Below are 22393 nucleotides of genomic sequence, written 5' to 3'. Positions count from 1 at the left end.
CGACCTTGTTGTTTGTGGTAAGGCTTGAAACAGGAACTGTTCAAGCGAGCGCGGATACTATCATTCCACTCGAACTTCAGCAACCCAAATTGCATCTAAATCAACAAAAACAAGCTAATAAAGTGTGTCTGATAGAGGCATTTTAATTCGGTAGGACAAAAATCGTGCCACTTGCGTTTATTTTCACCAAATTGCCCAGTTTACTTAACGCGAGAGTAGAGTGTTAATAAAGCGCTCATGCTCGGCTTCTCTGCAATATAAGTGTGGCTTTCAACCCACCCATTTTGCTTGCTTCTAGATCTAACTGTCCGCGGTAACTATGCGCCATTTCACTGACAATATTTAACCCCAACCCAGAGCCCGGCGTTTCTTCATCCAGTCTAAACCCTCGTTGAGTCACACGCTCTAACTGTTCTTGAGGAATTCCCGGGCCGTCGTCTTCTATGATAAGGCGGATATTTTCCTTATCTTGAGTGGAATGGACACGGATCATTTGGTTTGCCCACTTGTAACTGTTCTCAAGTAGGTTACCTAACATCTCGTCAAGATCACTTTTCTCTACTGCCACGTTTAATTCAGAGTCGAGTTCATTGACCAAAGTGATGTCACGTTGGGCGTAAACTTTATCAAAGGCCATAGAAATGGCATCGACTCGCTGCGCTGGATTGGCTTTTACGGAGAGGATATTCATTGAACCCGCCATTCTCGCTCGACCTAAGTGGTAATCAATGTGCGATTGGATTTGATTCAGAGGTTCATCCAATCGGGACTGGACGGTTGTATCCAAGGTGCGAACTTCGTTTTTCAGGACAGATAATGGTGTCTTTAACGCATGGGATAAATTCCCGGCATGATTTCGTGCCCGCTCTAAAAGCTCCTGATAGTGAAAGAGTAGCGCGTTAAGGTCAGAGATTAAGGGTGAGATCTCTTTAGGGTAGGTCTCTTCCAGGCTGGTTTTATTTCCTGATTTAAGCTCGGCGAGTTCTTTCTGTAATTTAGTCAGAGGGCTTAAAGACCATGCTATCTGCACCAGAATAACAGTAAGTACGCCAGCAAACAGCAAGCCTAAAATTAACCATAATTGGCCAATTAACGTCTGAAGTGTATTTTTGATTGGGGCTTCATCGATGCCGACAACAACATGAATCGGGCCATTGTAATCGGGTAAATACAGTACCTTTTCCAAGGTAATTAGCTTCTCATCGCGAGCGCCATAAGCGTCTTTGTCGAGCTCTTTATATTCGATTCTTTTGTCCCATAAAGAGCGAGAACGTTCGAGGTGAGTTTTGGTCGAAGCACTCCAATACAACCCGCTATAAGGTCTGTTAAAGCGCGGATCAGAAAGTTGTGCCGCGAGAGATAAGTGGCCGGTTTTGTCGATTTCTAACTGCGCGGCGATCTCGTCCATGAAGACGCTCAATTGTGATCGGGTATCATCCACCATGTAGTTGTACACTTGAGTCGGAATGGTGACGCCAGCAGCCAGGATCATCGCGGTTAACCAAACGACAGCAGCCAATACCAGCCGGCTTTTGATACTCAGACGCTTTAATGGATACAGTGGCAATCTGTATTTATTTGGCATTGAGTTGGTACCCTAAGCCACGGACAGTTTTGATGATTTTCGGTGCAATTTTTTTACGGATACGACCTATAAAGACTTCAATGGTATTTGAGTCTCGGTCAAAATCTTGTTTGTAAATATGCTCGACGAGTTCTGTTCGTGAAATCACTTTCTCGGGATTATGTACAAAGTACGCAACAACTTTGTACTCGAGCGCAGTTAAGCTAACCGGCTCACCTTTCCACATCACTTTAGAGGTGCGGGTATCCAAACTCAGATCGCCAATTTGCATGACAGGAGAAGCATTGCCAGAGGCTCTGCGAAGCTGGGCACGGATACGGGCGATCAATTCCACCATCTCAAAAGGCTTGGTGAGGTAATCATCAGCACCGGCATTCAGTCCTTCAACACGCTCTGTTAACGCGTCGCGGGCACTAAGAATAACGACAGGCGTGTTAATGTTTTCATCTCGGATGCCTTTCAATACTGATAAGCCATCCAGCTTAGGCAAGCCGAGATCTAAAACAATCGCATCCCACTCTTCTGTTGTCGCACGATATAGCGCGTCAATCCCATCTTGAGAGAGTTCAGGTACCCAGCCAGTGTTTTCCAACGTCTCGATGATTTGCTCACCAATGCGAGGATCATCCTCGACAACAAGTATTTTCATAGTGGCTTCTTTTATTCATTTATTTGTTGCTGTGGTTTCAGCGCTTTATTGAAGTTACGACCTTTCACTTCGAGCATTTCTAATGTTGCTGCATCGTACTCAACTTTTAGGACGTTGCTGTCAAAGAGAATTTTTAATTCGTAAACCCACGCATGATTGTCTTCTTCGAGTTCGACTTTAATAATACGACCAAACAAGTCTTTTTCGACCGTTGCGTAGAGTTCGGAGAATGGTCGAATATCACCATTTTGCACCGCGCGATAGACCTCATCCTGGTCTTCATCAAATTCAATCTCGGTGCCAGGTTTTATGACATCCTGCACAATCGCATGGCCGTCTTGTGATGCCAACAGATCCTTTTGTTGTGCGAACGTAGGTGCCGAAATTACCATCGGTAGCAAACTTAAAAACAACGCAACACGCTGAGAATTCGTTGATTTGTTCATAATAAAACCTTTTCATAAGAATTGGCAGGATTATAGGCAGCGGTATATGAATAGAAGGTGAACCTGTCAGCAAGAAAGTTGAGAGGTTCACTGGTTACCTGCATTGAAATGAATCGTCTGAATTGGTAGAAGCTACTTCAGTTCATCATCAAAAATTTTGTCACGCAGTTTCCAAAAACGCCCTGACTTTCTGGCAATCACAAACTGCGGTAAGCGAAATTGGTGCTGATTTGCCACGACTCGAGTCGGGGACGCTTCTTCAAACGGGCGATGCTTGTCCGCGAGATGAGGACGAACAAATTGATCTTTGAAGTTCTGTTTTTGCTTTTTGGTAGTGAGAGACCAAAACTCATGAACTAACGCGTTCCCTTCACCTTGGTATGGTTCTCCCGAGTAGGTAACTTTTAACTGAGACTTACCGTCATTAGATTTGAAGACAGACAAGTCCATCTCAGTGCACTCGAATATCAACGCGTCTTTCAGGTTAAGCGCTTCTTTCAACTTTTTGTCCGGATCGACTAATGTGGCGTCACATTCGTGGCAGATGCGCGCAGCAATGTCGTTGTCAGCACCACATTCCCCACAATATTTCGCTCTGAATCGGTAACCGCAATGCTCGCGTTCACCCGTGTCTTCATCTTCGAAGTAACCCTGGCAACGGCGGCCGAAGTGTTCGAGCAAAAAGCCATTGCTATCCAATTTGCCCCAGAAGTTGTTATTAAAACCACAAGCAGGGCAGGGAATGGTAATGATTTCGCTGGTGGAATCGGGTTTGGGATCGCCAACTTCTGGCTGATACAAATCGTAACTGTTGCCTGCGTAATCAAGCACCAAACATTCTGACTTACCTTCGGATAGACGTAGCCCGCGGCCGACGATTTGCTGATACAAACTGACTGATTCTGTCGGACGCAAAATGGCAATCAGATCAACGTGCGGTGCATCAAATCCAGTGGTTAATACCGACACGTTAACCAGATACTTGATTTCGCGGTTTTTAAACGCTTGGATGATGGCGTCACGCTCCGGTGTTGGCGTATCTCCGATGACAATTGCGGTTTGGCCTTCAGGTAATAAACCATGAATTTCCTGCGCGTGACGAACCGTGGCTGCAAAAATCATCACACCATGTCGGTCTTTTGCGTATTGAATAATTTGTTCGACGATTTGCGGCGTTGCACGTTTGGCTTTGTCGATCACCATGTCCATTTCCGCTTCTTTGTAGCGCCCGGTATTGGCGGGTTTTAACTGCGAAAAGTCATAAGACAAAACGGGCGCGTCCATCATTCGCGCTGGCGTCAGGAAGTTTTCATCGAGCAAGTAGCGAATTGGTAATTCAAAGATGCAGTCGCGGAAGAAGCGCGGTTCTTCAGTTCGAACCTGTCCGCGAGTATGGTACTGGTAAATCCAACCCATGCCCAATCGATATGGGGTGGCGGTAAGACCAAGAACTTTAATCCCTGGGTTCAACTCACGCAAATGAGTAATCACTTTCTGATAGCTGCTGTTTTTATCGTCTGGCACGCGATGACATTCGTCGATAACCAGTAGCGAGAATTGGTTTTTGAAGGCATCTAAGTTTCTTACCACCGACTGAACAGAAGCGAACACAACTTGCTGATCGGTTTCTTTGCGTCCAAGGCCAGCAGAAAAAACCGAGCCTTTGAGATCGTACCCTTCGTATTTGGCATGGTTTTGCTCAACCAGCTCTTTAACATGCGCCATAACTAACACTCGCCCTTTAGCCAGACGAGCCAATTCGGCAATCACCAGGCTTTTGCCCGCACCAGTTGGCAACACAATCACGGCAGGTGTCGAGTGTTTACGAAAGTAATGAATGACCGCTTTTACAGAGTCAGCTTGATAGGGACGAAGTGTATACATGAAAAAATGTGAAATTGCTCAACTATTCCAACCAGGGACGTTATAATACCTGACTTTTATACCCAAGTGATCTTAGAACCACGATTCGGAGAGCATTTGGGTATAATTCAATGAGGTATTCATGCGTTTAGATAAATATTTGTGTGACGCTCTGGGTGCGACGCGCAAGCAGGCGACAAAGATCATCAAAAGTGGCGAAGTGACCGTTGATGGTGACATTCAAAAAAGTGGATCATTCAAGGTGCCGGAAGGTGCGGAAGTCATGTGGGAAGAGCGCGTAGTTGCTGCGCCGGGGCCACGTTACATTATGTTGTACAAACCTGCTGATTTCGTTTGTTCACATGAAGATGGCTTTAATCAAACCGCATTCATGTTGTTAGATGAGCCAAAAATCGAAAATCTACATTTTGCTGGTCGTCTGGACGTTGACACTACCGGTCTGGTGCTCATTACCGACGACGGTAAGTGGTCGCACCGCATTACTTCGCCAAAACACAAGTGTGAAAAAACCTACCGTGTTTGGCTAGTTGATGCTATTCAGCCTGATTATGCTGAGAAACTTGCTGAAGGCATCATGCTGCGCAATGAGCAGGAAGCGACGTTACCAGCGCGTTTAGAGATCGTGAATGAAGCTGAAAATGAGTTGTTGCTAACCATCGTTGAGGGCAAATATCACCAAGTGAAACGCATGTTTGCTGCGCTCGGTAACAAAGTTGAATATCTACATCGTGAACGCATTGGTTCTATCGAGCTTGACGAAGCACTCGAACCGGGTGATTACCGTTATTTGACTCAAGAAGAAATTGATTCGATCTGGAATTAATCATAGCTCTAGGAAATTATTTAGTTCCTAATGGGAACTGGTTTTTTGGTAGGAAATCGCTCAAAATGGCGGCTCCTACCAAATAGATTTAGTGCCAGACAGTTTTAGTCAGTGTCAAACCTCAAGTTATTAACTGAGGCTCGTTTATCTAAGACACTTACTTTTCTCGTAAAACATCCGATGTGGTGAAAAATGGTGGAGTGAGCTTCATTGCCCATCTTCTTTACTCTCATCGTCAGCGTATGAATTTGAATCGTTATCATGCGCTTTATTGTTTGAGTCGTTTGCAGCACCTTGGTATCCATTCGTCCTTTTGAACCTTGTAAAACGAGATTTTGGATTCGCTGTTATTCCTATAATCAACGTGACGAGAAGCTTCATTGATCACTGTATCCAAGCCAGGGTGCGAGTGGTTGGGACACAACTAGAGGTAAAAGAATGACAGAAAAAGTTCAAAGTGCTCCGCAATCCCAACTCTCCTTTTTACTATTCATCGTTCTTGGGGCGATTGGTGCACTTACTCCGCTCGCCATTGATATGTATTTGCCTGCGATGCCTGCGATCGCGAAAGATCTCGGTGTCGCTCCTGGCGCGGTACAAATTACATTAACGGCATATACCGCAGGCTTTGCGATCGGACAGTTAATCCACGGCCCGCTTTCAGATAGTTTTGGACGCAGACCTGTTCTGATTTTAGGTGTGTTTTTCTTTGGATTAGCGGCAGTTGTGAGTGCGACTACAAATGGCATTGACGCTCTTACTTATGTTCGTACCGCGCAAGGCTTTGCGGGTGCGGCAGCGGCGGTCATTATCCAGGCGGTCGTTCGCGACATGTTTGAACGTGAAGACTTCGCCCGTACTATGTCATTTGTTACTCTGGTCATCACAATCGCGCCGTTAGTTGCGCCGATGATTGGCGGACACTTTGCGATCTGGTTTGGATGGCGATCAATCTTTTGGGTACTGGCGATATTTGCCGTTGTGGTTATTTCACTCGTATTTTGGAAGATTCCGGAAACATTGAAACCAGAAAATCGTCAACCTTTACGCTTTCGTACGACACTAAGAAACTACGCTCGTTTGTGTTCTAGCTCCGAAGCGTTGGGCCTGATGTTAGCTGGCGCATTTTCATTCTCTGGAATGTTTGCTTTCCTTACCGCGGGCTCATTTGTCTATATTGATATATACGGTGTTCGACCTGACTACTTTGGTTACTTGTTTGGTCTGAATATTGTGGCGATGATCATCATGACCAGCATTAACGGCCGCTTGGTGAAAAAAGTGGGGTCGCATGCCATGCTTCGTTTTGGCCTGTCGGTTCAGCTTTTGGCCGGTATTGGTTTGTTAGTGGCCTGGTTGTTGGATTTAGGCTTATGGGGCACGGTACCTTTTGTTGTGCTCTTTATTGGTACGTTATCGACGATTGGCAGTAACGCTATGGCACTACTTTTAAGTGGTTACCCATCAATGGCTGGTACCGCATCGTCACTGGCGGGCACATTAAGGTTCGGCATGGGGTCGTTGATTGGTGCGTTTGTGGCGGCACTTCCGGGTGACGTTGCATGGCCAATGCTCATTGTTATGTTTGCTTGTGCAGTGCTGTCTGCACTGTTTTATTGGACTTTAGGAAGAAAGGCGTAATGTCGGATTACACCAAAGAAATTCAGAATCTAGTTAACTCTGCGTTGGCAGATTTGGACGCGGAACATCGCTCAGGTAAGCTGGCGAATGCGCCTGTGGCTAACAACCATTACTTGGTGCGTTGGGTAACAAAAGCACTGAAATCGCAAAATTTTGGCCGAGTAGTGGGTGATGATTTGACCCGTTGGCAAAAAGCGGGGCGTTCAAAGGGTAACGATTCAGGCTTGTTGTTTATCTTTAAACGTATCTCAGCCTATTACGCCCAGTTCTTCCCTGAAGGCGAAGAAGCCAAAGTGATTAAAGACTCTGATATTGAAGCCTTTTTGGATGTCATGGAGCAAGCGGGCTGGGAAGTGTCTACTTCAGAACAGTTAGTAGGATGCGGTAAGGTTCAGATATTTACCGAAGGTCAAAACTCATTAACACTCTGTGCAGACCAATGTGAAAGCTGTTTTGATGGTGAGTTACTGGTTAAACCGATGAGTTGGTTTGTGCGCGGTAATCATGCTGAGTTTGTCGAAAAAGCATCGCAGGCGGGCTTTATGGTCCACAAGGTAACAGATTATAAATCGATGGTGAAATACCACGGCGAGTACCTAATATTTCCTGCGAATGAAGGCAATCAATTAGCAGAGATTCCCCTCAGCTTTCAGGCATAATTTGCCCCCGTAAACAAAAAAGCATCAGATTCGTAGTGTCTCTGATGCTTTTTTAGTTTTAACAACTCACATTGGCTAGAAGCGATACTTCCAATAAACGCCGCCATAAATGCCGTTGTAGTCTTGCAGAACGTCACCCATGTTACTTACTTCATTATTGAAGAGATAATCATCTTCAGAGTAATCTTCGTAACGAACATTGAATTGAACGCTTTGATTGTCTGAGATTTCATAATCTGCAACACCTTCAAGACGCGATGATTTGTATTCATTGTCCGGATACTGATACCCGCTGGCCGTTGTTGACGATTTACTGTCTGCCTGACTATAGCTGTAGTCCAGAGAGAGGGTTAACTTGTCTTCAAGAAGCCCGTCTTTACTGACCCCAAAGCCAACGGTGGTTACATCGTCTTTCAGTTTTGTTTTGTATCTATCCCATCCAACGACATCCGAATTTGCTTGTTGCTGTTCTGAGCGAATGATTTGTTGGTTATAGAACACATGTCCATTCAAGCCCTCAGCGAGGTTGAAATTGACGCTTAAATCATAACCGTAGTCTTCACCCTCACTCAGGCCAATATCCGGTTTGTCATAATCATCATTGCCGTACCAGACTTCTGCGAGGAGTTGTACGTTTTCAGAGATGTCGTAACTACCGTCTCCGCGTAATTCTATGCGGTTTTTATCGGCTAAGTAGTATTGTCGTAAATTAGGCGAGTCGCTACTTGAATTTCGCCAAGAAGATCCATCTCGGAATGAGTAGGATAATTTACCGCCTAATTGCCATGGCGCTTCTGGACGATAACGAGCTCCGAAATACAAACTTTGCTCATCAATACTTTTACGATCAGCGTACTCTCGTTTGTCGTGCGTGTAGTCATAGCCCGCGTTCAATCTGATATCGCTGTTGAGGCGATGAGTGACCGAGGCTTCCAGTTTTGTTTTGGTGCGGTCATAGCTTTCGCGCGTTGCGCCAACCACATCGTTTCTATCAGACTTGTCGTCTTTGTCGGAGTAATCAGCAGACACTTTCAGAGCGGTATCACGTGATAGTTTGTTGTGATAATCCCCACTGACTTGCCAAGTACTGGTTTCACCGTGAAATGTATTTGAGTTAGAAGGGGACAACGCAAATGGTAGTAAACCTCCTTCAGATGTAGCTTGTGACCATAAAATCCGGCCATTGAAGGTTTGTTGGTTCACGCGATAATTACCGGACACAGCCAGCTGATGAAAATCGTTGTCAGGTTCGTTAGAAAGTTGGTTCGCATACGGGTCTGAAGTATCGCCATAGTAGAGCGCTGACATGTCATTGCGGAAGAAGGAACCGCGATAGGCAACATCAACCAACCAGAGATCTTCTACGTAGCTCATACCGACTTGGGTATTGAGTGTCTCATGGTCGACGGCCTTAGGAATGAATCCGGGGCCACTGCCATAACCCGGTATGGTTGATGAATAGAGGGACGTTGTGCCTTCTTTACGCTCATGTTTCATCGATGCATAGGGTTGCCAAGGTGATTTAGGCGTGTACTTGAGCTCAAACTTGAAGGTATCACGGGTAACTTCGTGATCATATTTGCTCAAAGCTCCACTCGTGAGTACGTTGTCACTCCCTTGGTAGGCACTTAATGATGAGCGATTCCAGTAGTAGGGCGTTTCGCTGTAACTTGTTACCAAACGAAAACCGTCATACTCTCCAATTTCCCATTGAATCAAGAAGCGTTGTAGCCCTAAGTCGTCAACAAGTAAGCGATTGTAGAAGCCATCATCTTCATAGCGTTCAATATCCGCATTCAGGCTTGCATTTAGGTGCTTGTTGTCTGAACTAGTGCCATGAAGAGGTGGATTCCAGTTATAGAATCGTGTTGAACCGTCGTTATCGAGATAACCGACGCCCACACTGACATCACCACTCCACAAACCATCGCTACTACAGTCAGTACAATTCCAGCGGCTGGTATCAGCCTCTTGGCTATTCTGCAGCGAATAATCCTCTGCGTGTACTTGTAGAGATAAAGCAAGGGAAATAGCAATACAGATTTTTGATAGTTTCATGCCACCCTCCTTAATATCTTAGCGTCTGACCGCGTGGGTGATTAGAGCCATGCACTTGAGTATGGCAGTTCATACAGCTACCACCACGAACCTTCAAGTCGTTTTCAGGCATCGCAACGTTAGCATGAGGAACGCGGTGACACTCCTGACATAGCATTGGTAGACGTTTGTTTAACATGGCTTTATTAACTGAACCGTGAGGAGAGTGACAGGTTGTACAATCTTCCGTAACGGGTTCATGTTCCCATAAGTTTGGACCGCGTTTTTCCGCGTGACACTCATAGCAGGTGTCATTAATTGATGACCAATTGAGGCTCGCTTCGTTGATTGTCTGGTGTGGGTTGTGACAATTCGAACAGGTCATCACACCATCCAGTACCGGGTGACTGCTGCGCTTATGAATGTCAGATTTGGCCTTAATATGGCAATCTGTACATTTATCCGCTTGCAACTCAGCGACCATCATAGGATCGTCCTTTTGATGCAACTGGTGACAGCTCGAGCACGATAGGCCTTCAAAAGCGTGCTCACTGCTGTGCCAAGTAGAACGCTTAGCATCTTGGTGGCACGACAAACACACGCTATTTTGTTTCTCTACAGGAACAGGGGAGTTAGGACCAAAGGTGATCATTGGCTCCCTTACTTGGCCTTTACGAGGATTACGTTCATGGTTATTTGCCGGGCCATGGCACGCCTCACACTGCTTATCGTTCATTGGCCCGTGAATATTGGCAGCTTTACCATGTACATTATCGAAAATACCCGTAGCAGGCTTATCAGACGTGTCATCATGGCATCGTAGACAGCCATCAGGACCACGACGAGAGTATTTCCCTTCTGAAAACTTCGTATCCAGTATGGCCTGTATCTCTTCTCTCGATAAGGTCGCTGCTTCAGGTTCTGCCTCGGGCTCGGTAACGTCTTCAGAGTTTACTGAAGAAATTACCCCAAACCCGAGTATTAACACCACTAACCACCGCTGAATGATTGCTCTCATAACAATTCCTTTTTCATCCTTAATCGTTAATTACTTATGATCAATGACGTTTTCAACGGTAGTCATATACCTTGTGAACCTTATCTACGCCCTGAGACTGCCCGATAGCGTGACATGTCGAACATTGCTCAGAGCCCATCGCTTCTGCTGCTGTGTCAGCACCAAAGACTGCGCCGTTATTTATCATATGGCTCAGTATTGCATCACCAGCTACAGTTTCTGGATCTGCGTCCGCGAGCGCTGATTCAAGGTGACATGCACCACAGGCGACTAGAGCCGGGCTGAAGTATTTTGTTTCTCCTGCTGTATTCATCGCCAATGATGGGCGTGTATTTTCCTGACTTGGCAGGTTAAATTGAGACGATGTATGGCAAGATTCACAATTGTTAATTGCTCCTGGGAATACCGCCTCACCATTACGATGAGACCCAAACGCATGATACGAGTGCACGTGGTATTTCAGATCTGCCGGTATGCCTGTGTAAAAAGATGGACGTTCTGAGTTATGGCAATTTTTACATTGCTGGAAATCAGTCGCCGCGTGAGAGTCTGCGTGGATTGTCAGCTCTTTATGACAACCGTTACAGCTCTCAATATCCGCGCCCATTGGAAGACTATGAGGAATTTCCACACCACCAATGCCGAAGGCTGATGAGGAGTTATTTGCTGCAATCATGAACGGACTCTTGATTAGATCAATACCGGTAAAGTTGACACACTCACTTAGCACGCCTTCTCTTCTGTCAGCACATAGAGGTACATCTGCAATGTTGACAGTCAGTTTCGAAGTGCTGGTTGGTTTGACATCAGAAGCACTGAGGTCTTTGTGACAGGTGAACATACCATCGCCTTCTGCAACACAGCCATTGCCAACCGCACCGTCTCCATACATGTTCAGATCAACGGTTGGGAGCGGCGATGGTGACGAGAAAGTTAACGGACTTAAATATGACAATAGAGGTCCTTCACCGTTATCCCAGTTAAGAAGAAGATAGAAGTGATCGTCATTATTGATATAAGGCCTAATGTCAGCCATCGAGCTTATACCCACACCGTCTTTCATGATGCGTACTTGAACTTCGAAGCTATCATCAATGAAACGCGCTTGTTCAATCGAGACGTCTAACGTATCTCTGGCGGTTGATAGGTTAGCTAAACGCATCATGTGAACCGTTTTAGCGCTTCTGCTTGCGTCTTCGCCAATGATTGGGTCGCCATTTTCGTCACGCTCATAAGGGCGATGACATCCGGTACAAGTATTTTGAGGGGAACCGTCTCGAATCCATGCAGTACCAACTTGATTTGCATGAGCTCCGCGATCACGGAACAAGTGACAGGTTTCACAGGCAACTTGGGTTGGGTGTTCAAACCAGTTGTTTGCATCCGAGGCTTTTGCTGTGTCACTCGAGTGACAAGTCGTACAGTTGCGCGCATCTTGTGGGAATGGGCTGCCCTCAACGACAAGACCGTCTATGTCAGTGACTAACTGTTCACTGTCATCAACAGGCTGCTTGTACGTAGTCAGGTCATTTCTGTCACTGCCAAGTTTAAATACATTGCCGTGATATTGGTGTACAACGGCCGCAAGAGGTCTACGAGCGGGTGCTGCACCTGGGTTACTATCGTTGTGACAAGACGTACAAACGGCGATGTTGTTGTCGATTGAACGATAACCCGGGCCATGATGAAGCGGTTCGTTCATATGACAATTCGCACAGGTTCCGTCTTCAATGACATTCCTCGTTACAGTGCTGTCTGAACTGGTACCTGGTACCCACTCATAAACATGGGTAAAACCGACTTCTTGGTCGCCATAAGCGAACACGATTCGGTGCAATTTATCTTCATCCCAGCTAATGTACCCGTCATTATCAGCGGAATCGGCAGGATACGGATCGGCGACTTTCAAAATGTCTGTAATTGCAAAGGTGTAACGATAGCCGTCGTCTGTTTTCTCTAAATCGCCATCCCAAACACTCTCCATTGATGCTCTGTTATTTGAAGCATCACTGGAGTGATGGAAACTTTTCCAGAAGGTATTGCCGTTACGCCCGTTATAGTCGTAAGCGGGGTCACTGGTATCTTCAACGTCACTGCGTGCCGGCATTGCTTTCAACACCGCGATTCTAAAGTCTTTATCGGTGTCGAACGTGTAGTCACGTCCAGCGCCGTCCAGAACGTTAAAGTCAACCACCAACTTTGTTTCAGTACCACTGTCGGAGGGCATAAGCATCGGAGTTTCGATTTCGACGCTGAATGAACTGACATCTGGCGGAGGGGTATTTTGATCATTTTTACCGCCTGGACCACATGCGGCCATCAACATGGCAAGGGTTGTGATGAAAAGTAGTTTTATATTGTTCATTTTCCCTCTCGCTTTCACCTAATAGATTTAAATAAAAGTGGGACTAATTTAGATACAACTTATTGAATTTTCGGCTCTGAGTATAAAGAGCCCATATAAAGTAGTTTGCTTTATTCTTGTTAGTTATCTTTTGGAGAGAGTGAACAACGACGGGTCAAAATTTACATTCCACTCTACCACCGACTGTTTTGAGTAAAGACATAAAACCGTGCTTCACAGCTCGCTAAAGAGATTTTTTGAGTGTTGTGATGTTGCTCAAAGTGTTGAATGTTATGGATTTTGTTGTTTTATTATGCATAACAATGACTTATAAAAAATAAGGTTATAATTTGCCTTTCTAATGTCAGCAAATTATAAGAGCGTGGTCTAATATGTATTGTGTATGTAAATGAGATGTTGTTTTGGACAGGTTGATATTGGAATTGCTTATAAGAAAGCGTTGGTTTAGCAGTGATTTGACTTGAGAATCGTCATGTTTATTCCATTTTCTTTCTAGTAGATTTTAGATACAGCCGCCTAGTTCTCACTGTCTTTCAATAATATTTAAGTTTAGGAATCGCAGCCTATGTGTTCTTCTTTGACAAAAATAACTCAAGCGTTGACGTTGATTACAGCAAACTTTCTTCTGGTTTCGTCAGTGCAAGCATCCGCTCCAGAATTAATCGAGCGTTTGGAATGTGAGGCATGCCATGGACCGGGTGGGGTATCGACAAATACCAATATTCCTTCTATTGCGGGCTTACCTGAATTTAATTTCACTGACCAAATGTTGCAGTACGCAGAAGGTAGACCTGCTGATACCGTTAAGCATGTTTATGGTGATACGAGCAAAAGTGGTGACATGGCGACTATTGTGAAATCGCTTTCCGAAGAAGAAGTGGAAGAGTTAGCTGCACACTATTCACAGCTTGCATTTGTTCGTGCGAAACAAGACTTCGATCAGTCACTGGCTGATAAAGGGAAAATGATTCACGAGAAAAATTGCGACAGCTGTCATGTGGATGGAGGCAGCGATCCGATGGATGAAACCTCGATTCTAGCCGGCCAGCAAAAAGGCTACTTGCTAACCACGCTCAAGCAGTTCCATAGCGGTGCTCGTTCTGTAGATAAGAAAATGGATAGCGCTGTTAAAGGGTTAAGTGAAGACGATTTGGTTGCACTGTCTGAATATTACGCAAGTTTCCAATAAATCAATCACTGGCAAGGTGGAGCAAACTATATGGGATGGTGGAGTCGACCTAATAAAAAATGGATGCTCGGCATCCCGCTTGGTGGTGTAGTCGCCTTTATCTTAGGCGTGGGCGCACTAGGCGCTTACCATGGCGTTATGAATTATTCCAACACCAACGACTTCTGTTTCGGATGCCACATTGGGATGGATACGATCGTGGAGGAATATCAAGCGTCAATACATTACAACAACTCAAAAGGTGTGATTGCCGCGACATGCAGTGACTGTCATGTTCCGAGAGAGTTTATTCCCAAAATGATCGTTAAAATCACCGCGACAGCGGATATCTTCCATAAATTGAAAGGCGATATTACGCTGGAAAACTTTGAGTCAGAACACCGGCCAAGGCTTGCGGCAATCGTAACGGAGGAGTTTGTCGCCAATAAGTCCAAGCAATGTAAATACTGTCACCAGGTTGATCGCATGGACTTCGAAGCGCAAGGTCGTACGACGGCTCGTCGACACCAAATGATGGAATCACGAGATCAATCGTGTATCGATTGTCATGCTGGTATAGCGCACAAGTTACCAGAGGATGAGCCAGAAGAAGTCGAAGAAGAAATGGTTGAAACCACCGCTATGGTTAATTGATTCTTCTTAAAGCTCTGATAAGTATAAAGTATGGCTGCCTAGTGGTCTGAGTTTTCTTCCGCTTGGTTAGCCATCGCTTTCACCATGCCATTAAATATGAACAAGTGGGCCGGCATCATGGCAAACCAGTAAAGCAGCCCCAGAAAACCTTGCGGATGCCACCATGCCGTTATGTCCAGCTCTCGCACATCTCCTTCATCTTTTATACTGATTTCCAAGCGCCCAAGCCCGGGTCCTTTCATGCCGAAAAACAGAGATAAGAATTGGTTTTCTTCACACCGGATGACTTTCCAAGAGTCAATGAAGTCGCCCACTTTGAGTTCGGGGCCGAGAGGGGAGACTCGAACGGGTTTCCCGCCACCAAAAAAGATATCCAGCCATTCACGGGTTCGCCAAAGAATATTTGCAAAGTAGTATCCTTTCTCTCGGCTACCAATTTTCTGAGCAACTTTCCACAACGCCTCAGCAGATGCTTTGGTTTTTATGCTGGCTCCTGCTTGCTTAGGAAAGTAGCCATATCCTGGTTGCCAGCGTTTTAGTGCCGCTGGCTCAAATCCCCAAACATTGCTACGTACAAACGTTCCCTCGTGTGCAATTGCCTCTGTTACCGATTGTTCATAACTGATCATTTCTTGTGGAAACCGAGTCTCAATCGCGACCGAATCAGCGATGTAATCGTGTTCTAATCCGGCGAGTAGTGCCTTGCCAATACTTGATGGAACGGAAGTGATGAGCCCGAGCCAGTGCGACGCCATTTTAGGGGTAAGCAGTGGGGTAGACCACAACCGGTATGGCTTATTCGTCGCTTGGCATATAACGCGAAATTGTTCTCTGTAACTTAATGTATCTGGCCCTCCCACTTCGTAGATCTTACTTTCCTCCGGTGGTGGTTCTGCCGCAAGGGAGAGTAAGTAATGATTCAGATTAGGCAGAGCTATCGGGTTGGCTTTAGAGTCCACCCATTTTGGTGTGACTAAAACAGGCAGGTTGTAAACGAAGTCACGCATTATTTCAAAAGCCGCAGAACCCGGGCCGATAATCACACCAGCGCGCAATTCTGTGACCGGAACTCCGGACTGGCGAATGATTTTTCCGGTTGCTTTTCGCGCGGCTAAATGGCGCGAATTTCCCGTTTGGGGCTGAATTGCACTGAGATAAATAACGTGTTTAACGCGACTTTTTTCTAAGGCGAACTTAAAATTCAGTGCAAGGTTGAGCTCGTATTCGACAAAGTCATCTCCCTGAGCCATTCCGTGCACCAAAAAAAAGACCAAATCAAAGTCATTCACAATAGATAATGTTGCCTCAGCGTCGGCTAAATCCAGGTATTTCAGCGTCAGGTTTGGATGAGGGCGCGATCTTGATTCTAAATAATCGATATGTCGCGCCGCTGCTGTGACGCTGTAACCTTTATCTAGTAAAAGAGGGAGAAGTTGAGAGCCTATGTATCCAGACGCGCCAAGTACCAACACCTTTTTCATTCTTTGTCCTTTTTTTGTTGGTGGAATTATCACCACTAGGTATAATCATGAGACACTTTTCCATTTCTTTCAATAAGTTGTCGTTGGAGTGCTCGTGTCTTTTTTTTCTCAGCTTTTAATTCACGCCGATAAGGCATTTTTACGTCGTTTGTTCGCGATAGCGCTTCCAATCACTCTTCAAAGCATTATGTTTTCCAGCCGCAGCCTGGTCGATGTATTAATGCTCGGCCAGCTTGGTGAGGCTGAAATTGCCGCCGTTGGGGTGGCCGCCCGAGCTACGTTTGTCACGACAATTATGTTGGTGGGTGTCACGACTGGTGGAGCTTTGTTAACCGCTCAATATTGGGGGGCTGGGGACAAAGCGGGCGTAAGGGAGAGTACATCTCTTACCTGGGTGATATCAATGGTGTTTGCTGCAATGGCCGTTTTCCTGTTTGTGGTCTTTCCTGATCCAATCATGAGCTTAACCACTGACTCACAGCAGGTTATTGATCTGGGGGCAAACTATTTGGTGGCGTCTTCAGCCAGTATGTTTGCTGTTGCCTGTGTTGCCAGTATGGCCGTTGGTTTGCGAGCGATGCATCAACCGGGCTTAAGCACATTCTTTAGTGGTATTGGTATCGTCTCGAACGTGTTCCTGAACTGGGTGTTGATTTTCGGTCACTTGGGTTTTCCTGCACTTGGTATTACCGGGGCTGCAATCGCGACTGTTATCAGCGGTGCCATCGAAGTGGGCTGTCTATTCGGGTATTTATGGGCTAAGAAACATATTCTTGCGTTTGGATGGAATGACATCCGAGCGGGATTAGTATTTGAAAAAATTACGCGCTTTCTTAGTTTGTCATTACCAACGACATTTAACTTTCTGGCATGGGCTGGTGGACTATTTGTTTATCATGCGATTATGGGACAAGCGGGCGTCCAGGGCTTGGCGGCTCTCTCAGTCATGACCCCCGTTGAATCCATAGCGTTGGCAATGATGATCGGTTTGTCGAACGCAGCTGCCGTTTTGGTGGGCAATCAGTTAGGCGCAAAGAATTTTGAACCTGTTTACTACCAAGCTTGGGCAACACTGATTTTGAATCTGATTATTGCCGTGGTGGTTGCCTTATTACTGTTGGTTTCAAACCAGTGGATACTGAATGCGTTCAGCGCTTTGACGCCAGAAACGCGTCAGTTATCAGAGCAATTTATGCTGATTCTGGCGATTGGTGTGATACTACGTTCCATTCCAATGATGGTCATTGTCGGTGTTCTTCGGGCGGGCGGCGATGTTAAATTCTGCCTCTATCAGGACTTAATAGCACAGTGGGTTATTGGTATCCCTCTTGCTGCCTTCGCTGCTATTTACCTTGGTTGGGAACCGCAATGGGTGTACCTACTCTTTTTGACCGAGGAAGTGGTTAAGTGGGCGATTTCCTTACCTCGTGTGAGAAGTAAAAAGTGGATGAAAAACCTAATCGGTAGCTAATCATACAAATGGAGAAAATCGATTATTACTGGTAGGAATTTGCTTTTAATTTCAACAAAAATAGTTTGAGAAAGTGAATCGAGTTGCATTTGCGGTTTGATAATGTGATCTAGTATTCAAAATACTTCCTACTGGTCCGATTTTAGTGTAGATTCTTATCCCAATTTTAAATACCTGTTGAGCGGCTATATTAATGTTAAGACTGTCAGACCTATGTAAAGGCTATGTAGATGGGGGAGAGTTTCACCCAGTTTTACAAGGGGCAGAATTAACATTACAACGCGGTGAGCAAGTCGCTCTTATGGGTGAGAGTGGTTCAGGCAAAAGTACCTTACTTAATTTGATTGCTGGTCTGGACACGGTGGATTCCGGAGAAATTCAGTTTGTCGGTTTTTCGATGCATGATGCTCCGGAGCATTTGAGAACACTCTATCGCAGAAATAACATCGGCAATATTTTCCAGCAATTTAACCTCCTTCCTACGCTAAACATTGCGGATAACATTCGTTTTTGCCGCCAACTAAAAGGCTTGCCGGAAGATCAAGGTTTGTGGCGTCAGATTCTCTCCGCACTCGACTTGATGCCGCTTCTTGGCCGTTATCCTGAAGAAGTCTCTGGTGGCCAGCAACAACGCGCTGCGATTGCACGAGCTCTTTACATGGAACCGCAAATTCTCTTGGCCGATGAGCCAACCGGAAGTTTGGATGAACGAAATGCCGAAGCGGTGATGCGTTTATTAACCACGCTTGCGCGCCAACTGAATTGTACATTGTTGTTGGTGACTCACAGTGAGAAGGTCGCTGACCATATGGAAGGTAAAATCCGACTGCAAGGGGGACAACTGCATGTTATGGCCCGTAGTTAAGGCACTACTCGGTCATTACCGTCGTTACCCACTGCAAATTATTCTCGTCTGGTTAGGTTTAACTTTAGGCGTATCTCTTCTGGTTGGCGTTACCTCGATTAACCAGCATGCAAAACAGAGCTATACAACGGGAGAGAGACTTTTCTCTAATCCGTTGCCTTACCGAATTAGTACCAAGCACTCCGCTAATAAAGTTCCTCAGGGTTTTTATATCCAGCTGCGCCGCGCTGGCTTCAATCAATGTGCCCCGTTTGATGTGATCCATTTAGACGCTAAGTCAGACATGAATCTGATGTTGGTCGGTATTGATCCTGTCGCGATGATTCCTCTTCAGCAAGGAAAATCATTAGGGGAAATGCCGATTCTGTCCATAATGAAGCCTCCTTATCCAATTCTGATCAGTCAAGACTTGGCTTCTTACATGGAATGGCAAGATGGTGACTTTATTGAGATGAACGATGGCAGCCGTCTGGGCCCGCTTCAAGTCGACCAGAATAGTTTGCTTTCCGGTACTAGGCTGATTACTGATATTTCTTTACTACGCATGTTGAAACGCAGCTCGGGCTTGTCTTCGATTTTGTGTGGTGAAATGTCAGAAGAAAAGCTGTCGGCACTGAAAAAAATGCTACCCAATGGCATGACGCTGACTCATAACACGCGCAACGAATTAGAGTCTTTGACTAAAGCGTTTCATATGAACTTAACGGCAATGGGAATGCTGTCGTTTTTAGTCGGACTGTTTATCTTTTATCAAGCCATGTCTCTGTCTCTGATTCAGCGACAACGCTTAGTAGGGATATTACGCCAAGCGGGTGTAAGCGGAACTCAACTTGCGCAAGCTTTATTACTTGAACTGTCTATTCTTGTGACGGTCGCTTGGGCATGTGGCAACTTTTTGGGGGTAATACTCGCAAATGAGCTTATCCCAACGGTGTCGACAAGTTTAAGTGATTTGTATGACGCTAACGTCGGTTTGTCTATCGGTTGGTCATGGAAGTCAAGCATATACAGCTTAATCATGTCAGCGATGGGTGCGCTAATTTCGTGTTTATGGCCGTTAATACGTCTACTTAAATCACAACCTATTCGCTTATCGTCTCGTCTTTCTTTGATGCGTTTTGCTGGTCGAGAGTTCTCTTGGCAAGCGTTGGCTGCATGTGCTTTTTGTGTTGCTGCGGTCGCCGTGTATCAAGCACCAAAAACACAGGAGATTGGCTTCACTATTGTCGCGCTGATGATGTTAAGTGTTGCCCTCGTAATGCCATTTATCATGTGGCATCTATTTCAGAGTTTTTCGTACTCACTGCGCTGGGTGCGCGTCCGGTGGTTCTTCGCAGATGCTGCGGCTAGCATGAGTTACCGCGGAGTCGCGAGCATGGCATTCATGCTTGCACTTGCTGCAAACATTGGCGTTGAAACCATGGTCGGTAGTTTTAGAGACACCACCGACAAATGGCTTAACCAACGCTTGGCAGCGGACATTTATATTTACCCAAATAACAATAATGCGGCTCGCATGAGTGGTTGGTTACAGCAGCAGCCTGAAGTGAAGTCTGTGTGGTGGCGTTGGGAAAAAGATTTACCAACGGATAAAGGCGTTCTGCAGGTTGTGAGCACTGGTGCTTCTGAAGGGGAACTCGATTCTCTAACGGTTAAGCTGGGTGTGCCTAGTTACTGGTATCAGTTACACCATGGCAAAAGTATCATGGTTAGTGAGTCGATGGCGTTAAAGCTCGACATTCGACCTGGTGATGTGATTGATCTACATGCTCCGCTTGGTGACGGGTGGCAAGTTGCGGGTGTTTATTATGACTATGGTAACCCCTATAACCAAGTAATGATGTCTCACCGAAGTTGGCTGTATGCTTTTGCAGGTACGGGGAACGTGGGACTTGGCGTCGTTCTTGAAGATAACGTCAATGGTGAAGGACTGAAAAACCGATTAGAAAATGTGTTCCGCTTATCTCAGGACCGCATTTTTGATGATAGTAATATTTATAACCAAGCAATGCGTGTTTTTGATCATACGTTTGCTATCGCGGGTACGCTGGGCAACATCACGCTTATCATCGCTGTTTTCGGCTTGTTCTTTGCGACCCTGGCAGGTGAACTCTCTCGGCAGCGTCACTTCTCACTCCTCAGGTGCATGGGTGTGTCCGGTAAAGAGCTTGTTTTACTCGGTGGCTTACAGCTGTTCGCGTTTGGGGCGATATCGGCGCTGATCGCCGTGCCTCTGGGCTTAGCGCTGGCTCATGTGATTGTGGACATTATTATCAGACAATCTTTTGGCTGGTCACTGGAGTTACAGACGATCCCATGGGAATACGCCAAGACGATCGCTTGGGCAATGCTGGCTATCATGGCGGCAGGTGCCTTGCCTGTTATTAGAATGATCAAAAGTACACCAATGAAGTCATTGAGGGATGCGTTGTAGTGGTAAAAAAGAACTCCAAAAAGCGCTTCTTAGCAGCAGTATTGTCTATTGCGGCAGTGGTTGTACTGCTAGGCTCTCTATACTTGCCGTTTTGGTCGGAAGACACGGTTACTCAAGAGAGTGATATTAACTCGATACTGACCAGAGAGAATAACACTATCTTTGAGCCAGTTTTGCCTGATGAACATGTTTCACTGCCAGCCGATTTTAAGTTTCATCCCAAATACAAGCACGAATGGTGGAATTACTTCGCTAAGCTGCAAGATAAGAACGGCGGGGTTTATAACGTTCAGTGGAGTTACTTTAGAGTAGCGACAGATGAACGTGAAACCAGAGGCTGGCAAAATCCTCAGCTATATATCTCACACATCGTCATTAGCCATGGTTCTCAGGTGTGGAAAGAGCAACGTGTTGCGCGAGGTGGCATAGGTCAGGCTGGGATGCAGAATCATCCCTTTAGTCTATGGATTGACAATTGGAACTGGCGCTCTCTTGGCACAACGCCTTTCCCTGGCAAACTTATTGTTGCGACGGATGAATTCAGCGTTGACCTTAACACACAGACGAACGGCCCATTTGTCGTCAATGGCGACAGAGGCTTTCAGGTCAAGCATGCTTTGCAGTCGGTTGCCTCGTTTAGCTTTAGTGCTCCTTTTCTTAATGTGAAAGGCAGTTTGAATATTGATGGTCAACGGATCCCGGTATCAGGCACGGCCTGGACTCAAAAAGAGTGGGGCAGTGGTCTGATAGGAGAAGGGCAACAAGGTTGGGACTGGTTCACATTCAACTTAGATGATGGCAGAGCGCTGACGGTCAGCAGGTATCGTCATCACGGTCAAATGCCTCATATATTCGGCACCTTATCAACACGTTCAGGTAAAGTGATCAATCTGTCAGAGAAAGATATCACGCTTCAACCGATAAAAGTGACCAGCTTGTCTAACGGAAAACGGCTGCCATTACAATGGGTTATCAATGTGCCAGAATACGATATTGACTTGACGACACGTGTCGTTAACACCAATATGTGGCTCCCTTTTGTTATCCCATATTGGGAAGGTCCTACGTTAGCATCGGGCTCTAACGAGGCTTGGGGATTTATGCAATTAACTGGCTACTAGTTGTTTGCTAACTACCCTTCGGTTTTTATTTAAATAGCCACCCTTGAGGTGGCTTTTTTGTTCCTGTAGCTTGATAGAGATAGGATTATTCT

General features: G+C 45.8%; 17 protein-coding genes. 9 read left to right on the top strand and 8 right to left on the bottom strand.

Going from position 1 to position 22393, the window contains the following annotated elements:
- Nucleotides 1–235: 235 nt before the first annotated feature.
- The 4 genes from L9Q40_RS12735 to radD form a co-directional block, all read right to left on the bottom strand.
- Nucleotides 236–1585: an ATP-binding protein gene (locus L9Q40_RS12735; RefSeq protein WP_020332986.1), complete on the bottom strand. Its 1350-nt coding sequence runs from the start codon at nt 1583–1585 to the stop codon at nt 236–238.
- Nucleotides 1575–2234, bottom strand: coding sequence for a response regulator transcription factor (locus tag L9Q40_RS12730; protein ID WP_065299476.1), 660 nt, complete (start codon nt 2232–2234; stop codon nt 1575–1577). The genes L9Q40_RS12735 and L9Q40_RS12730 overlap by 11 nt, the downstream gene beginning before the upstream one ends.
- Nucleotides 2235–2245: 11 nt before the next feature.
- Nucleotides 2246–2680, bottom strand: a complete 435-nt coding sequence (locus L9Q40_RS12725) for a PepSY domain-containing protein (protein ID WP_014231546.1) — start codon at nt 2678–2680, stop codon at nt 2246–2248.
- Nucleotides 2681–2812: 132 nt separating this feature from the next.
- Nucleotides 2813–4564: a DNA repair helicase RadD gene (radD, locus tag L9Q40_RS12720; protein WP_498793498.1), complete on the bottom strand. Its 1752-nt coding sequence runs from the start codon at nt 4562–4564 to the stop codon at nt 2813–2815.
- 121 nt (nt 4565–4685) lie between these two features.
- On the opposite strand from radD, the gene rsuA reads away from it, so the two are divergent.
- The 3 genes from rsuA to L9Q40_RS12705 all read left to right on the top strand — a co-directional run bounded on the left by rsuA (nt 4686) and on the right by L9Q40_RS12705 (nt 7687).
- Nucleotides 4686–5387 (top strand): 16S rRNA pseudouridine(516) synthase RsuA, encoded by a 702-nt coding sequence (gene rsuA, locus L9Q40_RS12715; protein WP_330470438.1) that lies wholly within the window; start codon nt 4686–4688, stop codon nt 5385–5387.
- 438 nt (nt 5388–5825) lie between these two features.
- Entirely contained in the window at nt 5826–7028 is a 1203-nt protein-coding gene (locus L9Q40_RS12710; protein ID WP_020332991.1) for a Bcr/CflA family multidrug efflux MFS transporter, read from the top strand.
- Nucleotides 7028–7687 carry a DUF2913 family protein gene (locus L9Q40_RS12705; protein WP_498793495.1) on the top strand — a complete coding sequence of 220 codons (660 nt, stop codon included), beginning with the start codon at nt 7028–7030 and terminating at the stop codon, nt 7685–7687. The genes L9Q40_RS12710 and L9Q40_RS12705 overlap by 1 nt, the downstream gene beginning before the upstream one ends.
- Nucleotides 7688–7762: 75 nt before the next feature.
- Here the strand turns inward: L9Q40_RS12705 and L9Q40_RS12700 are convergent, their stop codons facing one another.
- Genes L9Q40_RS12700 through L9Q40_RS12690 form a run of 3 tightly spaced genes read right to left on the bottom strand, consistent with a single transcriptional unit; the run spans nt 7763 to nt 13107 of the window.
- Entirely contained in the window at nt 7763–9745 is a 1983-nt protein-coding gene (locus L9Q40_RS12700; RefSeq protein WP_498793494.1) for an MtrB/PioB family decaheme-associated outer membrane protein, read from the bottom strand.
- A 10-nt stretch (nt 9746–9755) separates the two neighbouring features.
- Nucleotides 9756–10742: a DmsE family decaheme c-type cytochrome gene (locus L9Q40_RS12695; RefSeq protein ID WP_498793492.1), complete on the bottom strand. Its 987-nt coding sequence runs from the start codon at nt 10740–10742 to the stop codon at nt 9756–9758.
- Between the two features lie 52 nt (nt 10743–10794).
- Nucleotides 10795–13107, bottom strand: a complete 2313-nt coding sequence (locus L9Q40_RS12690; RefSeq protein ID WP_498793489.1) for an OmcA/MtrC family decaheme c-type cytochrome — start codon at nt 13105–13107, stop codon at nt 10795–10797.
- Nucleotides 13108–13684: 577 nt separating this feature from the next.
- Between L9Q40_RS12690 and L9Q40_RS12685 the strand changes: the two genes are divergently transcribed.
- Both L9Q40_RS12685 and L9Q40_RS12680 read left to right on the top strand, forming a co-directional pair.
- Nucleotides 13685–14296, top strand: a complete 612-nt coding sequence (locus tag L9Q40_RS12685) for a c-type cytochrome (RefSeq protein WP_236614638.1) — start codon at nt 13685–13687, stop codon at nt 14294–14296.
- Nucleotides 14297–14326: 30 nt separating this feature from the next.
- Nucleotides 14327–14929, top strand: a complete 603-nt coding sequence (locus tag L9Q40_RS12680) for a NapC/NirT family cytochrome c (protein WP_041170211.1) — start codon at nt 14327–14329, stop codon at nt 14927–14929.
- 38 nt (nt 14930–14967) lie between these two features.
- On the opposite strand, the gene L9Q40_RS12675 is transcribed toward L9Q40_RS12680, so the two are convergent.
- Nucleotides 14968–16410: a DUF2867 domain-containing protein gene (locus tag L9Q40_RS12675; protein WP_498793486.1), complete on the bottom strand. Its 1443-nt coding sequence runs from the start codon at nt 16408–16410 to the stop codon at nt 14968–14970.
- Nucleotides 16411–16504: 94 nt separating this feature from the next.
- On the opposite strand from L9Q40_RS12675, the gene L9Q40_RS12670 reads away from it, so the two are divergent.
- The 4 genes from L9Q40_RS12670 (at nt 16505) to L9Q40_RS12655 (ending at nt 22301) form a co-directional block, all read left to right on the top strand.
- Nucleotides 16505–17881 (top strand): MATE family efflux transporter, encoded by a 1377-nt coding sequence (locus tag L9Q40_RS12670; protein WP_422832306.1) that lies wholly within the window; start codon nt 16505–16507, stop codon nt 17879–17881.
- 193 nt (nt 17882–18074) lie between these two features.
- On the top strand, nt 18075–18746 hold the full coding sequence (locus tag L9Q40_RS12665; RefSeq protein ID WP_014231559.1) for an ABC transporter ATP-binding protein: 672 nt from the start codon (nt 18075–18077) through the stop codon (nt 18744–18746).
- On the top strand, nt 18727–21180 hold the full coding sequence (locus L9Q40_RS12660; RefSeq protein WP_020332998.1) for an ABC transporter permease: 2454 nt from the start codon (nt 18727–18729) through the stop codon (nt 21178–21180). The genes L9Q40_RS12665 and L9Q40_RS12660 overlap by 20 nt, the downstream gene beginning before the upstream one ends.
- A complete protein-coding gene (locus L9Q40_RS12655; protein ID WP_498793483.1) occupies nt 21180–22301 on the top strand; it encodes a lipocalin-like domain-containing protein in 1122 nt (373 codons plus the stop codon). Before L9Q40_RS12660 ends, L9Q40_RS12655 begins: the two co-directional genes overlap by 1 nt.
- Nucleotides 22302–22393 lie beyond the last annotated feature (92 nt).

The organism is Allocatenococcus thiocycli, assembly GCF_921292965.1.
In the GTDB taxonomy this organism is placed as follows: domain Bacteria; phylum Pseudomonadota; class Gammaproteobacteria; order Enterobacterales; family Vibrionaceae; genus Vibrio; species Vibrio natriegens.
This window is presented reverse-complemented; position numbering and strand designations above follow the sequence as displayed.

Bases quoted from the DNA above. Each gene is read 5' to 3' on its own strand.
- L9Q40_RS12665 (WP_014231559.1), top strand. From the start codon at position 18,075: ATGTTAAGACTGTCAGACCTATGTAAAGGCTATGTAGATGGGGGAGAG.
- L9Q40_RS12680 (WP_041170211.1), top strand. From the start codon at position 14,327: ATGGGATGGTGGAGTCGACCTAATAAAAAATGGATGCTCGGCATCCCG.
- L9Q40_RS12700 (WP_498793494.1), bottom strand. From the start codon at position 9,745: ATGAAACTATCAAAAATCTGTATTGCTATTTCCCTTGCTTTATCTCTA.
- L9Q40_RS12660 (WP_020332998.1), top strand. From the start codon at position 18,727: ATGTTATGGCCCGTAGTTAAGGCACTACTCGGTCATTACCGTCGTTAC.
- L9Q40_RS12705 (WP_498793495.1), top strand. From the start codon at position 7,028: ATGTCGGATTACACCAAAGAAATTCAGAATCTAGTTAACTCTGCGTTG.
- radD (WP_498793498.1), bottom strand. From the start codon at position 4,564: ATGTATACACTTCGTCCCTATCAAGCTGACTCTGTAAAAGCGGTCATT.
- L9Q40_RS12730 (WP_065299476.1), bottom strand. From the start codon at position 2,234: ATGAAAATACTTGTTGTCGAGGATGATCCTCGCATTGGTGAGCAAATC.
- L9Q40_RS12725 (WP_014231546.1), bottom strand. From the start codon at position 2,680: ATGAACAAATCAACGAATTCTCAGCGTGTTGCGTTGTTTTTAAGTTTG.
- L9Q40_RS12735 (WP_020332986.1), bottom strand. From the start codon at position 1,585: ATGCCAAATAAATACAGATTGCCACTGTATCCATTAAAGCGTCTGAGT.
- L9Q40_RS12710 (WP_020332991.1), top strand. From the start codon at position 5,826: ATGACAGAAAAAGTTCAAAGTGCTCCGCAATCCCAACTCTCCTTTTTA.
- L9Q40_RS12690 (WP_498793489.1), bottom strand. From the start codon at position 13,107: ATGAACAATATAAAACTACTTTTCATCACAACCCTTGCCATGTTGATG.
- L9Q40_RS12675 (WP_498793486.1), bottom strand. From the start codon at position 16,410: ATGAAAAAGGTGTTGGTACTTGGCGCGTCTGGATACATAGGCTCTCAA.
- L9Q40_RS12695 (WP_498793492.1), bottom strand. From the start codon at position 10,742: ATGAGAGCAATCATTCAGCGGTGGTTAGTGGTGTTAATACTCGGGTTT.
- rsuA (WP_330470438.1), top strand. From the start codon at position 4,686: ATGCGTTTAGATAAATATTTGTGTGACGCTCTGGGTGCGACGCGCAAG.